Raw genomic sequence first — 12,018 nt, 5'->3', positions numbered from 1 at the left:
ATATTAGAAAGGAAATTTTCTGGTTTTGTTTCTGGAGAATAAGTGAAGGATTTGGACTAGTAAAATTTTAGGGACTTTAGTTTGAATTAAATATCGTAAATTCATAGAACAAACCTACCATTTATGGTTGGCTGGCTTTCTTATGGCTTTTCATAGCACATAGTGTCGTAGTGCGTTTTTTTAATTCCATACGCTTAGTAAAAATGGCTTGAGAATCTCTAGTTTTCCATTAACCTTATTCAAAGGAATTTTTGTTGGACTACTAAATGTTACTTTCTTATCGATCTCACTATTTCTAAATGACATTATTTGCGCTGAAATTATTGTCCCAAATCTGGTTACCACTCGCACTTTTGTTTCAGGACAGTAGTACCCATCTCGTCCTTCATATTGTAAAGCATCTGCTTTAACTTCATTTTTAAGTTCGTCTGATGATAACTCAACCTCAAAGGTTCTTTCAGGTGCTTCTGCTAACAAGACATTGTAAGTTTTTCCACTGTCCAAAAAATACCAACAATTAACTTCTTTGGTAGTTGGCTTGTATGCATAAGAACCAATGCCTATTAATACAAATAGAGATGCTAAAAAAACTTTTTTAGCATTCGTATTTATTAATTTAAGTTTAGTTTGAGTTGATAAAAGAAGTCCAATGCTTAATGAAAAGGGAATAACACCTAATATCATTCTTCCGTAATTACCTTCATCGAAGAATATCACAAAGCCAATTGTTTCGGCACTTGATATTAACCAAAGGCAAGCGGATGCTAGGAAAGTTAAGTTCGCTTTTTTGTATTTACTAATTCCTAAAATCAGAGCAACTACTATCAAAAGTGTTAGGAAAGGAAAATGTGGACCAACAGAGAAAAGTTTAGACCAAGCCATAAGCAATCCCCAAATTACCAACAAAATCGAAAGTATGTATTTTAGTTTTTTCATTTTTAGTCAATGCGCTACAACGCTAGTGTATGGTGTCGTAGCATCCCGAAGGGGGCTATGCACTATACACGTTACCTGCTGCCCTTTTTTTTATTTATTATTCTTTTCAAGAAGATGCTTTAGATTCTGTCCAAGAAGATTATTCCAACCCCATTCAAACCGTTCTCTTTTGAAATGTGGATGGTTGGGAAAACTTTCCAAATCGGTTTGAGTCACCCTTAATTTGGTTTTGTCCCCTTCCGACAATAAGTCAAATATTACTTCTGAACTTCCCGAATAGCCTTTGTATGCCCAAGTATGTGCCAAAGTTTTGCCTTCCGTTACTTTGGTTACAATCCACACTTTTTGATATTCAGCATTGTCATCTTCAAATTGAAATTTAAAACCGACTTTAGGTTCGAATTTTTGCAATTGAGGAAAATACCATTCTTTCATTTTTTCAGTTTCCGTTAATGCTTGCCAAACTTCTTCAACTGGTGCATTGTATGTAAATTCCTTTATAAGTGGTGAATTCATATCTTTTTGGCCTTTACAATTATGACTATTTATACCGCCACAACTTATGAATACAACTGTGAATAGAAATATTGTTGCCGTTTTATTCATATTGGGTTTTCATCCGTTTTTATGTTACGAAGAATTTTATAGTCAACATAAAATGTGCCAAATGGAACAAAACAGGCAAGAAGAACTTTCCAGGTTGTTTCCTTGAATTTCCATTGTTGTTCTATACCAACACGTAAAGCGTTAAATACAAACAAAAGGAACAATGCTCCGTGTATCGGTCCAAGATTTTTTGATAGCGAAGGATTATCAAAGTAATACTTTAGTGGAACAGCTATGAAAACCAAAATAATTAATGAGATTCCTTCTAAAAAAGCGAAAAGGCGTAAACGCCCTATTGTTGTTGTAAAAAATTTCTTCATAATTAAAATGTTCTAAAGTTTGGTCGGCTTGATAGCGGTGAAAATGACCAGGGAATGGCAATGAAAATGATGATTAGTACAATAGAAAACCAAACCAACATTGTTCTAAATTTCTCTTTGTCCGTTGGTTTTCGTTTTGCTAAGGCGGAGCCTATTGTCAATACAACAATGGCTGTCAACATTAAGAAAATATGTATCAGACCGTAAAATGTTAAGTCTAAATTCTGTAAGGCGGTTTTAGTATTTGCCAAAAAATATTTTACAACAGGACTTTGAGTATAAAGGATTATTCCAATCATCAATTGAATATGAGCAACAGTTGCTGTCCAATGTCGAAAAGCATTGTCGGTTTTTGAAAAAGACTTGTTTCTCGTATAGCCCACAAATGCTCTGTAAATGGAATACACTAAAAACACTAATACAAGCCAACGAACCAAGGAGTGCAAGAATAAAAGCGTTGAATACATACCTAAGCTGTAATCGTTTTTTGTTTTTTAAATACTTTCCAAATTGTAGGTGCTCCAAGGAAAAACCAAAGTGCAAGTATTGGGTCGCATACCGCACAACCAGCCGAAGAAGAAGGTTCAAGGTAAACGATTGGATTGCCGTATAGATGGTGCAGTATGTCCCACCCTGTGTGCAAAAGCCAACCAATACCAATAAAGTAATAATGTTTCAATCCTTTGTAAGCAATAAATAGCATCAGCGAACCAAAAACAAATTCCCAAACACCTAAACCGCCACTCCAATAAACTGCCCCTGCCCCCGCGATTAATAGTGCATTTATTTTCTGTCGATAGGGCTCTTTTACAAACGACATTATTGTGATAAATGCAAAAGCAATCAACACGGCCGCTAATGCAGCATTTATTGTAAAGTCGGGAACAATGTGATTATGTGTATCCATATTTCTTCCAATTTTCTGTTGCAAAGATATAATAAAACATACTAGTTGGTATGTTTTTAAAGAAAAAAATTATTCTAGGCTTTTTAGATAGTTCTTAAGTTCCTTTAAGTAAGGTAGATAAGCCTTCTTGCTATTCTCTAATTTTCCAAAGTTTCGTATGCCCCAATAGCCTGACATTACAAAAGTTGTTACCTGTTTTGCATTTACGTCTTTGCGGACAAATCCGTTTTCTTTTCCTCTCTCAATGGTGGTGGTCATTACTTTTGTCCATTGATTGGTTATTTCGTTTAGAGCATTATTAAAATCAGTATTCCAAGGTGTCATTTCCTGAGTGAAATTTGAAGCAGGACAGCCATATTCAACTTTCAAGAACTCGTTTTCCATTAGCAGGTTGTAAATCAAGTTGTAAATAGCGACCAATGGACTTTGTTCGTTTTGCAACGGTTCTATAAAACTTTTTGTGAGCGTTGGTTTCAGGATTTCGTTAATAATGGCGAGTCCCATTTCGTCCTTGTTTTTGAAATGGTAATAAAATGCACCTTTTGTTACTTGTGTCGTGGCGATAATGTCGTCAATGCTTGTTGTCTGATAACCTTTAACGTAAATCAGTTCAAATGCTTTTTGTAGAATTGTCAGCCGTGTTGTCGCTGCTTTTTTCATAAAGATACCACTTAGTATTTTTCAAAGAAACAAATAAGTATCGTAGTTCCAAAATTTCGATTGGTTCGTTGTCCTGTTGCGGTGTCGTCTTTTATGGGTTGCAGGTAACGATTAGTATATGAAAAGTAGGCGATTTCTAAGCACGAACCTTTCGGTTAAACACAAATTTTGATACTAGCCAAAAGCCTTAAATTTGCTGATATATCGCCTATTTTTTATATACCTTGTTGTAGGTAGTTTTATTTTAAGATTCCTTCATCAATTAAAATATCTGCAATTCCGTTTACTTTGCGGTAAGCCTCTCCTGAACCAATATTTGAAAGCACTATTACTGCAATTCCGTCATCAGGAAATCGCAATAATTGAGAGCTAATTCCCCAATCTCCTCCATCCCAAGCGACTATTTTTCGTCCTTTAAAATTTCCAATGTATAGACCAAAAACTTGATTGTCTCTGTCGTGGTTAAACTTTATGGTTTTGTGCATCAAGTCATAAAATTCCTCTCCACCAAAACTTTTTCTTGTCATATTTGAGCTCCATTTCAGTAAATCATCAATAGTAGTTACTACTCCACTTCCCCCATAATGAGGTGAATTTCTTGGATGTTGAATATATTCCCCTTCTTCTTTGAGTTTAATACCATATTCATTATATCCATCCAAATATTCTTCTGTTCTAGGATTGTAAGGAGTAACTCTATTTTTAATTATTTGTGTTATGTCATCATTGATAAGGGTGTTTTTCATTCCTAATGGCTCAAATAATTGTCTTTTTGCAAATTCACTAAACGATTGTCCACTTATCTTTTCAACGATTTTTGTGAGTAGCATAAAGTTTACGTTGCAATAATCCCATTTATCTCCAGGTTTAAATTGAAGGGTTTCTTCTTCAAGAGAAGTTGAAATACATTCATCAATATCAAAGTAGTTAAATGTAATCCAAGATTTGCCACTTTTTCGGTTCAGACGCGGATAGTCTGTAATCCCACTAGTATTATATATAAGATGTTTAATTCGTATAGTATCTGAGTATTTTCTTAATTCTGGAATAAAGTCAGCTGCAGCAGATTCCAATGATATCTTATTTTCTAAAATCAATAATGCGATACAGGCTGCAGTGAATTGTTTTGAAACCGAAGCGATACTAAATGCTGAATTCGATTCAATCGGTATGTTATAATCCAAATTAGCTGAACCATAGCCGTTTTTATAAAGTGTTTTTCCATTTTTTGATATTCCGATTGCATAGCCCGGGCAATTCAGGTTATCAAATTCAGAAAACAATGAGTCAATTCGAATTTTTACGGAATCAGGAATTTCGCTGTTTAGTTCATTCTGAGCACAACCTGTTAGACCGATTAAGCTTATAAAAAGTATGATTATATTTCTCATTTCGTGCTGTTCTTAAATTACCTACAACGGTTGGTACATGTTGTCGGGGCGGATTTCGGAGCGCGTTCCTGTCCGAAGGACACGGAACAGCGCTCCGAAATCCGCAGTTGGCGTACCACCGGACCCCGCCCTGCAATATGTACTGTGTTAGCTACCGTATTTTTCATTTAATTCAAGTTTATTTATTCGCGAATGAATTGCACCACCATTTCTATCGAATATCTTACTTAATTCTGTTATTGATTTTCCTTCACAGAAAAGTAATTCTAGTTTTTCATCATCTTCTTTTGTCCAAGGTGCATAGGCATTCTTATATTCAAGTTGTTTCTCAGCTTTTGTATATGCCTTCTTCGTACCTCTTTTCCCTTTTAAACAGTACTTTGGTTGTAATTTGTCAAAGAGACGCTCTTCTAATTCTTTTCGCCCTAAGTCAACAAGGATATAGGACACCGTGATATTTTCTTCAATCCAACTGTTTAGCATCCTTTCAATTTCTTCTGGAAAACTTACTTTAGAAGAAGCCTTTTTATAATTTGGCAAATCAGAATAATGAAAATGCCCTAGATTTCTTCTGATAGTGTGATTTTTAGTATTTAGAATATCTGTCATTCTTCCTCTCAGACTTCCTGTTTCTCCAACATAGCATATTTCATTTTTTTCTCGAAACAAATAGACTGCGGATTCTATGGGGAAAGATTTTGCCCATTCTCGAGTTAGCTTAATGGAATGCTTTTCAGATTCAATAAGTAATTTGTGCTCAAGCTTAAGCAGATATTCTTCTATTTCAGTTTTTGTCATACTTATGCATTTTCTACTTCATAAGTAATTTGAAAGTTAAAAGGTTGTTGTTCTCCAACTCCGTAAATATTAACTCCATAGTCATGAGGCTCATGTATTTGATTGAAGAATTTTGAGTAAATATTTACTACTCTATACCTTCTCTCACCGAACTCAAATTCATCTCCGACATTGAAAAAAGTTTCATTAGTGTCAAAATCAGTTGGAATTAATCCAATTTGGTCTAAAATTTCTTTTTCATAGAAATAAGCAATGTCTGCTCCTTGTACATGCTTAATTTTAATTCTTGTTAAAATTCCTGCCATTTTTATTTGTTTTTTGGTTTGTTAATATGGTAGCTAACGGTCTTGTATATGAAAAGTAGCGGATTTTAAGCACTAAATTTTCGGAAAGCAAGATACTTAATTAAATGCAAAAACGGTTCAGGTTAGCACCTAAACCGCTATTTTTTATATACGTTGTTACCCACTGGCTTTATTCCGTTCAGCTTGGTTTTCAGCGTTGGCAAAGACATACTCTTTTGCAATTTTTGGCGTAGCGTTGGCTCGTGCGAATTGCAAATGTGTATGGCTTTTAGCGTTGGCTTTTTAGCAACAACTTTCTTTATGTTGTATTGAAGGACATTTTACTGAACCAAAACTGCAATAGACACAACAATCGCCTTCGTTTGGTCGTAATACTTTTTTACAATTATCACATTCGTAAAAGAATTGACAGGATTCTGTTGGCATTTCTTCTACTTTTTTATGTCCACAATTTGGACAAGTAATTTCTGATTTTAATTGAACTTCCATTAATTTTCTTTTTTGTCGGTTACTTTATAACCTGTTGAGTTAATTGCTTTCTCGATTTCCGTTTCGTTGGTTTTGGTTTTGTCAAACTCAATGATTGCATTTCCATTTTCGTATGACGCTTTTGAATTTACAATTCCATTGAGTTTATTTACTTCGTGATTTACGTGTTCTTCGCAACTCGCACAAGTCATTCCGCTGATTTTAAATTCGGTGGTTTTAATGTCCGATTTGTCAACTACAATTATTTGTTTTTCTGTGTTTGGGTAAAAAATTCCAGAATAATATGGGAAAGCCAACATTACAATTGCAAATACGGTTACAATTCCTAAAAACTTTTTTGATTGAATAAATTTTGGTTTTTCGTCCGTCTCACAATCACAGTCTATTTCTTTTTGAGGTTTAAGTTTTTGATACCAAGCAAAGCCAAGAACTAAAATTGTCAGTCCGATTAAATAAGGTCTAAATGGTTCAATCCAAGAAAATGTTGAAGCAATTCCACTTGTTCCTGCGATTAGAGCCAAAACTGGTGTAATACAACATAATGAAGCTGTAATTGCAGTTAACAAACCTGCACCAATTAATTTGTTTTCGCTTTTCATATCGTTTCTAAAATTTTGTTTTTATCAAGTATCTCAAAGAATGGATTTAGCATTTTTTCGTATTCAGCCGTGAGTGAGTAAAAAATCGTTTGAGCATCTCTTTCTGTTTCTAATAAATTTCGGTCTTTCATTTTTCTCAAATGTTGAGAAATAGCAGAAATGTTCATCCCGAGAATATCGCTCAAATCACAAACGCAAAGTCTTTTTTCTTCAAAGAGTAGGTAAAGGATTTTCAGTCGAACGCTATTTCCGACTAATGAAAGTCCATTTGCCAAATAGTCGAACGATTCGTTTAATTCAGAAACTGTGTCTTTGCAACGATTTATTTGTTCAATATCGGCTTGTTGTCTTATGCAAGAATTATTTTCCATATCGCAAAGTTACACTTATTTCTTATTTAAGCAAATACTTAAATACAATATTGTGAAGCGTTGGAAAAAAACAGCTCTTTTATTTTTTTGAGCGTTGGCTATTTGCGGTGGGAAAAAATAAATGTGCTGTTTGTGCGGCTGGTTTTCAGCTTGTGGGTAACGTATTTGTATATGGTTTGTTGCGTGGTTTAAGCAACTAATTTAGTAAATAATTACCAACCAAGAAAGTTCGTGAGGACTTTCGTAAGTAAGCGAAACGCCAGCAATAAATTATATACGTTGTTATGTGCTGGCTTTTTTCCCGTTCATTTAATTTTCTTTCTCAAACTCTTCCATTTCTCTGTAAAATTCGATGGCTTTTTCAACGGATTTTCCGCCCGAACCTGCTATTAAATTTCTAAACCATTTTTTATTTAAGTTTTCGGGTTTGTGATTTTTATACAACCAAAAGGAAAAGTAAATAAAACTACCTGTTAGGATTATTTGAAAGATAATATAAGGTAATCCTACGTTTTGTGGAAACCAATTGTCACTCAAATAAAATGTTGTAAAAAAGGGAAATTGTAAACACATAATTTTGGCGTGGTCAATTATGGAAAGTTGAAGTCTTGATAATTGTTTCTGAATTTCCATTATGCTACCATCGTAATTTATATTTTTTGTCCAAGCAAGATGTTTAATATAGTCTGCAAACCCTTTTATATTTATCAAAGCGATTGCTGAAACTGAAACAATAAAATAATTACTTGCCGAAGAATAATTTGAAATAGCATACAATAGAGCATATCCCAATATGAGAAGGTAAAATACAAATGATACTATACCTGCCGTTTTTAATTTAACCAAGCCTTTTAAAGTAGATTCTGCCTTTCTGCCAATTGTCTCTTTTAAAAGTAATTTATTAATTACCAACGTTTTTTCTATTTTGGCATTTTGTTTTTTCCAAATATTTATAAGTTCTATATTTTCCATTTTATTGATTTTTAAGTTGATTGAATTCCTTTTTTATTTTGCTTTTTATTCTGCCGATTTTTGTTGCAACATTGGTTTCGGTAATTCCGATGATTTCTGAAATTTCCTTGTAACTTTTTTCTTCGAGATAGAGTAACATTAACGCTTTGTTCAAATCGTTTAATTCTGAAATTATTTGGTTTAGGAAGCCAAAGTTGGTTTCTTTTTCTTCGGCTATTTCTGTGTCGGAAAAATCGAAAATTTCAGTTGTTAGCGAATTTGAAATTCGTTTTCTACTATTCTCTTTTCTGTAAAATGAAATGGCTACGTTCAAAGAAATTCTGTACATCCAAGTTGAGTATTTGAATGTTTCGTTGTAGTTGTCATAAGATTTCCACAATTGCAATATAATTTCTTGAATGAGGTCTTTTCTATCTTCATTATTCCGACAATATGAGTTTACCACTTTGTAAAGAATGCCTTTATTGCTCTCAATTATATTCAGAAAGTTGTCTGTCTTATTTCTGTTCATAATTAGGTTTGGGTAAATGAGAACCTAATTTTACTAAATAGGTTGTGCTGTCTGTTTTTATTGGCGTTTTTGGTTTTTCACTATAATAATTTCTAGTTATTGAAATGCTACAACCTGTTGATAATATTGTAAATACCATTACGGCAACAATTATTAATCCGATGTTTTTGTTTTCCATTTGAGTTCCGTTTATTAAGAAAAATTCGTCTTTTCTTAATTATTCGCACAATGGTTTCAAAAATCACACTTTTTTCAATATTTTTTTTCGGCCAAGAACTCGACTTTAACTTTCAATGAAGAATTTTGATGTTATTCCGTAAGTTTCTTCTGCTTGCACATAACGGTCTTGTATAACAATCAGTTGCGGATTGTTTGAAAACTAAGATAGCTAAAATTCTCAACTTTTATGCTTGCGCGGTTGTGTCCGCAGGACACAATGCCGCAATTGTTGTTATACGGTGTTAGGCAACGTTATTTTTTATTAATAATTTCATTCGATTGGGCTATTACAAGTGGTTTCAATAATCCGTGATATTCCATTGTGCAAACAAATCCTATCGCATCTTCAATATTTTCTCCATCATAAAACATATCGTTTTCTCCAGGAATCATAGCTTTTATTTTATATTGAAAAACAGTTGGATGTCCAATATTACTCCAATCAGTTTCATAGTCAATATACTCTCTGAAATATCCTTTAACTTTTTGCAATTTTTCGTTTTCTTCGTCTCCTTCTGCGATTGTTCTGATTTGGTATTCCTCTGATATTGATTTTCCATATTTTGAGTAAAATAATCCTTTGAAATTTTTAATATGTAATTTTTCAATGTCATTGTAGCTGAAGCTAATTTCAAATGATTTTCCTCCCTCAATACTGAATACTCTTTCTTTCCAATTGCTTTTTCTCATTATTGAGCGTACAGCTTTAGCGGTCATTTCTTCTTTCAAATCATCATTTTCATTTAAAATTCCAATAGCATCTCTGATCTCTTGATCAATTTTGGAATAGAGCCCAATATTACAATCATAACAAGCGGGAACTGTCAATAATTCCTTTTTGTATTCTGGCGGATATGTTTTGAATAAATTTTTGGCGGGAATATGTTCAACGTGGTTAGTTTCGTCAGTCAATTCAATTCCGCAATTGTAACAATTCATTTTGCTTAGTTTTAATGTTGCCTAACGGTCTCGTATATGAAAAGTAGCGGTTTTAAAACACAAACTTTTCAGCTGTAAACAAATATACAAAAAAGCACAAGCCTTTTTGACTTGCACTTTTTCCGCTATTTTTTATATACATTGTTGTAAGCAGTTATTTTCCTTCTTTTCTTTCTTCTAAGACTTCTTTCAATATATTTATACCATTAATAGCTGATGGAAAACCTGAATAGACTGTCATTAAAAGCATAATCTCTTTGATTTCGGTTTCGGTAAGTCCGATGTTTAAACCTGCATTGATATGGAATTTCAATTGCGGTTGCGCATTGCCTAATGCTGTTAAGGCTGCAATAGTTGAAATTTGTTTGTATTTAGGGCCAAGGTTGTCTCTTGAAAAAATATCGGCATATCCATATTCCAAAGTGAATTTTACCAATTCAGGTGAAAAATCATTGTAAGCATTTTTTAATCTTTCCACTTGCAAACTGTCCAATTTTGATAGTTCTTGTTCTCCTAATTTTAGTCGGTTGATTTGCGTTGTGTCAGTTGCAGTTTTACCAATTTCGTCCTTAATTCCGTGTTCTTGACGTTCTTTTAAAACTTCTTTTAATGCGTTCATTCCGTTAATTGCACTCGGAAAACCTGAATAAACGGACATTTGTAAAATCACTTCTTTGACTTCGTTTATTGTGCTTCCTGTATTCAAAGCTCCATTGATATGGACTTTTAATTGTGGTTGGGTGTTTCCCATTGCAGTTAAAGCTGCGACAACAGCAATTTCTTTGGATTTTAAATCCAAGCCATTTCTTGTATAAATATCCCCAAAAGCGTATTCTATGATGAAAGTTCCCAAATCAGGCGAAATATCTTTAAGACTTTCAATTACTTTTTCTCCTGCCTCTCCGTCAATTTCTTTTAATTTTTCCCAACCTCTTTCAAATCGTTCCGATTTTGTACTGTTCATTTTTGTTAGATTTTTTGTTTGCCCATATCCACTTGCGAGAATGAATAAAGTGAATATTAAAATTGATAGATATTTCATTCTGTTTTTAGGCAAAAATAAGGGTTGAAAGAAGTTCGTTTACAGGACTTTTTCCAGATCTTCAGGCACTTTTAAATTCGGTGGGCGAAAGGTTTGTTTTCTGTTTGAATATTCTTGAAAAATAAGAACTGTCCTCAAATCCTAATCGAAATGCGATTTCCTTTACCGATAAGTCCGTGAAATAAAGCAATCGTTTGGCTTCCGTTATTTTCTTTTCCAAAATGATTGTTTTAGGGCTTTGTCCATAATTATCCTTGCAGATTTCGTTGAGTTTATCAACGGTCAAATTCAATTTTGACGCATATTCGTTTACGGAAACATTTTCGCAAATATTGTCTGATACCAATTTTGAAAACTCTAAAATAGTTTTTGGTTTAATTTCCTTGTTTTGAGGATTTTCATTTGATAACCTTTTTAGTTGAAGTAACAAATATGAAATTCCTTGAACGATTGTCTTTTCGCTCAATTTGTCATTTTTATTGAACTCTTCGATAAGATTTTCAAATAGTGATTTTAGAAATTTTGTATTTCTGTCGGATAAATCAAAAAATGCTTTGTTAACAAAATCAGTTGTTTCTTTTAAAAGATGTTTGTCAAAAATGATAATATATCCATTCGAGTTTTTTGAATAGGACCAATTATGAACCTGTTTGGGGCGCATCAGGAAAAGCCTGTTGTGTTTGATTTCATATTCCTCAAAGTCGATTACATTGATTCCCGAACTTTTTGTGAACCAAACAAGCGAATAAAAGTCGTGTCTGTGTGGCCATTCAACATTGGGGTCTTCCGTTCCCTCAAAAGTTCCAACGTAGAAAAATTTTTCTTTTGGATTGGAAATTATAATGTCCGATATGGAATATTCTTTTAGCAGGACGTTTGTTTTAATTGCTTACAACGGTTTTCAGCTATACGCAGGCAGGGATTTTAACCACTGAACTTCCTACGAAGAACTG

18 protein-coding genes are annotated in these 12,018 nt (G+C 33.4%); all 18 read right to left on the bottom strand.

The features are described from left to right. Positions 1-180: 180 nt before the first annotated feature. Positions 181-936: a hypothetical protein gene (locus IEV85_RS02445; protein ID WP_188460195.1), complete on the bottom strand. Its 756-nt coding sequence runs from the start codon at positions 934-936 to the stop codon at positions 181-183. Between the two features lie 90 nt (positions 937-1,026). Further along, positions 1,027-1,542: an SRPBCC family protein gene (locus tag IEV85_RS02440; protein ID WP_188460194.1), complete on the bottom strand. Its 516-nt coding sequence runs from the start codon at positions 1,540-1,542 to the stop codon at positions 1,027-1,029. After that, on the bottom strand, positions 1,539-1,862 hold the full coding sequence (locus IEV85_RS02435) for a DUF3817 domain-containing protein (protein WP_188460193.1): 324 nt from the start codon (positions 1,860-1,862) through the stop codon (positions 1,539-1,541). Before IEV85_RS02435 ends, IEV85_RS02440 begins: the two co-directional genes overlap by 4 nt. Positions 1,863-1,864: 2 nt before the next feature. Beyond that, complete coding sequence (locus tag IEV85_RS02430) at positions 1,865-2,299, bottom strand: hypothetical protein (RefSeq protein WP_229712476.1); 435 nt, start codon at positions 2,297-2,299, stop codon at positions 1,865-1,867. A gap of 32 nt (positions 2,300-2,331) precedes the next feature. After that, positions 2,332-2,769 carry a DUF6010 family protein gene (locus tag IEV85_RS02425; RefSeq protein ID WP_188460191.1) on the bottom strand — a complete coding sequence of 146 codons (438 nt, stop codon included), beginning with the start codon at positions 2,767-2,769 and terminating at the stop codon, positions 2,332-2,334. 69 nt (positions 2,770-2,838) lie between these two features. Then, a complete protein-coding gene (locus IEV85_RS02420; RefSeq protein ID WP_188460190.1) occupies positions 2,839-3,429 on the bottom strand; it encodes a TetR/AcrR family transcriptional regulator in 591 nt (196 codons plus the stop codon). Between the two features lie 239 nt (positions 3,430-3,668). Beyond that, positions 3,669-4,820 (bottom strand): serine hydrolase domain-containing protein, encoded by a 1,152-nt coding sequence (locus tag IEV85_RS02415; protein ID WP_188460189.1) that lies wholly within the window; start codon positions 4,818-4,820, stop codon positions 3,669-3,671. A gap of 147 nt (positions 4,821-4,967) precedes the next feature. After that, entirely contained in the window at positions 4,968-5,618 is a 651-nt protein-coding gene (locus IEV85_RS02410; RefSeq protein WP_188460188.1) for a GIY-YIG nuclease family protein, read from the bottom strand. A gap of 2 nt (positions 5,619-5,620) precedes the next feature. After that, positions 5,621-5,923: a hypothetical protein gene (locus IEV85_RS02405; RefSeq protein WP_188460187.1), complete on the bottom strand. Its 303-nt coding sequence runs from the start codon at positions 5,921-5,923 to the stop codon at positions 5,621-5,623. A gap of 282 nt (positions 5,924-6,205) precedes the next feature. Beyond that, positions 6,206-6,412 (bottom strand): DpnI domain-containing protein, encoded by a 207-nt coding sequence (locus IEV85_RS24805; protein WP_229712475.1) that lies wholly within the window; start codon positions 6,410-6,412, stop codon positions 6,206-6,208. Beyond that, complete coding sequence (gene merTP, locus IEV85_RS02400; protein WP_188460186.1) at positions 6,412-7,011, bottom strand: mercuric transport protein MerTP; 600 nt, start codon at positions 7,009-7,011, stop codon at positions 6,412-6,414. Before merTP ends, IEV85_RS24805 begins: the two co-directional genes overlap by 1 nt. After that, positions 7,008-7,382: an ArsR/SmtB family transcription factor gene (locus IEV85_RS02395; protein WP_188460185.1), complete on the bottom strand. Its 375-nt coding sequence runs from the start codon at positions 7,380-7,382 to the stop codon at positions 7,008-7,010. The genes merTP and IEV85_RS02395 overlap by 4 nt, the downstream gene beginning before the upstream one ends. Positions 7,383-7,691: 309 nt before the next feature. Beyond that, entirely contained in the window at positions 7,692-8,354 is a 663-nt protein-coding gene (locus tag IEV85_RS02390; RefSeq protein ID WP_188460184.1) for a hypothetical protein, read from the bottom strand. Position 8,355: 1 nt separating this feature from the next. After that, positions 8,356-8,865 carry an RNA polymerase sigma factor gene (locus tag IEV85_RS02385; protein ID WP_188460183.1) on the bottom strand — a complete coding sequence of 170 codons (510 nt, stop codon included), beginning with the start codon at positions 8,863-8,865 and terminating at the stop codon, positions 8,356-8,358. Then, positions 8,852-9,043: a hypothetical protein gene (locus tag IEV85_RS02380; protein ID WP_188460182.1), complete on the bottom strand. Its 192-nt coding sequence runs from the start codon at positions 9,041-9,043 to the stop codon at positions 8,852-8,854. Before IEV85_RS02380 ends, IEV85_RS02385 begins: the two co-directional genes overlap by 14 nt. Positions 9,044-9,336: 293 nt before the next feature. Beyond that, the gene (locus tag IEV85_RS02375; RefSeq protein WP_188460181.1) at positions 9,337-10,023 is read right to left on the bottom strand and encodes a hypothetical protein; all 687 of its coding nucleotides are present in this window, start codon (positions 10,021-10,023) and stop codon (positions 9,337-9,339) included. A 154-nt stretch (positions 10,024-10,177) separates the two neighbouring features. Continuing rightward, on the bottom strand, positions 10,178-11,065 hold the full coding sequence (locus IEV85_RS02370) for a carboxymuconolactone decarboxylase family protein (protein WP_188460180.1): 888 nt from the start codon (positions 11,063-11,065) through the stop codon (positions 10,178-10,180). Between the two features lie 61 nt (positions 11,066-11,126). After that, positions 11,127-11,903: a helix-turn-helix domain-containing protein gene (locus IEV85_RS02365; protein ID WP_229712479.1), complete on the bottom strand. Its 777-nt coding sequence runs from the start codon at positions 11,901-11,903 to the stop codon at positions 11,127-11,129. Positions 11,904-12,018 lie beyond the last annotated feature (115 nt).

Origin of the sequence: Marivirga lumbricoides (genome assembly GCF_014636295.1) — a bacterium.
Lineage (GTDB): Bacteria > Bacteroidota > Bacteroidia > Cytophagales > Cyclobacteriaceae > Marivirga > Marivirga lumbricoides.
Note: the sequence above shows the minus strand (reverse complement) of the source record. Positions and strands in the feature narration are given on the sequence as shown.

What these genes read in the sequence shown, in the direction of transcription:
- IEV85_RS02445 (WP_188460195.1), bottom strand. Translation starts at nt 936, where the DNA reads ATGAAAAAACTAAAATACATACTTTCGATTTTGTTGGTAATTTGGGGA.
- IEV85_RS02440 (WP_188460194.1), bottom strand. Translation starts at nt 1,542, where the DNA reads ATGAATAAAACGGCAACAATATTTCTATTCACAGTTGTATTCATAAGT.
- IEV85_RS02435 (WP_188460193.1), bottom strand. Translation starts at nt 1,862, where the DNA reads ATGAAGAAATTTTTTACAACAACAATAGGGCGTTTACGCCTTTTCGCT.
- IEV85_RS02425 (WP_188460191.1), bottom strand. Translation starts at nt 2,769, where the DNA reads ATGGATACACATAATCACATTGTTCCCGACTTTACAATAAATGCTGCA.
- IEV85_RS02420 (WP_188460190.1), bottom strand. Translation starts at nt 3,429, where the DNA reads ATGAAAAAAGCAGCGACAACACGGCTGACAATTCTACAAAAAGCATTT.
- IEV85_RS02415 (WP_188460189.1), bottom strand. Translation starts at nt 4,820, where the DNA reads ATGAGAAATATAATCATACTTTTTATAAGCTTAATCGGTCTAACAGGT.
- IEV85_RS02410 (WP_188460188.1), bottom strand. Translation starts at nt 5,618, where the DNA reads ATGACAAAAACTGAAATAGAAGAATATCTGCTTAAGCTTGAGCACAAA.
- IEV85_RS02405 (WP_188460187.1), bottom strand. Translation starts at nt 5,923, where the DNA reads ATGGCAGGAATTTTAACAAGAATTAAAATTAAGCATGTACAAGGAGCA.
- IEV85_RS24805 (WP_229712475.1), bottom strand. Translation starts at nt 6,412, where the DNA reads ATGGAAGTTCAATTAAAATCAGAAATTACTTGTCCAAATTGTGGACAT.
- merTP (WP_188460186.1), bottom strand. Translation starts at nt 7,011, where the DNA reads ATGAAAAGCGAAAACAAATTAATTGGTGCAGGTTTGTTAACTGCAATT.
- IEV85_RS02395 (WP_188460185.1), bottom strand. Translation starts at nt 7,382, where the DNA reads ATGGAAAATAATTCTTGCATAAGACAACAAGCCGATATTGAACAAATA.
- IEV85_RS02390 (WP_188460184.1), bottom strand. Translation starts at nt 8,354, where the DNA reads ATGGAAAATATAGAACTTATAAATATTTGGAAAAAACAAAATGCCAAA.
- IEV85_RS02385 (WP_188460183.1), bottom strand. Translation starts at nt 8,865, where the DNA reads ATGAACAGAAATAAGACAGACAACTTTCTGAATATAATTGAGAGCAAT.
- IEV85_RS02380 (WP_188460182.1), bottom strand. Translation starts at nt 9,043, where the DNA reads ATGGAAAACAAAAACATCGGATTAATAATTGTTGCCGTAATGGTATTT.
- IEV85_RS02375 (WP_188460181.1), bottom strand. Translation starts at nt 10,023, where the DNA reads ATGAATTGTTACAATTGCGGAATTGAATTGACTGACGAAACTAACCAC.
- IEV85_RS02370 (WP_188460180.1), bottom strand. Translation starts at nt 11,065, where the DNA reads ATGAAATATCTATCAATTTTAATATTCACTTTATTCATTCTCGCAAGT.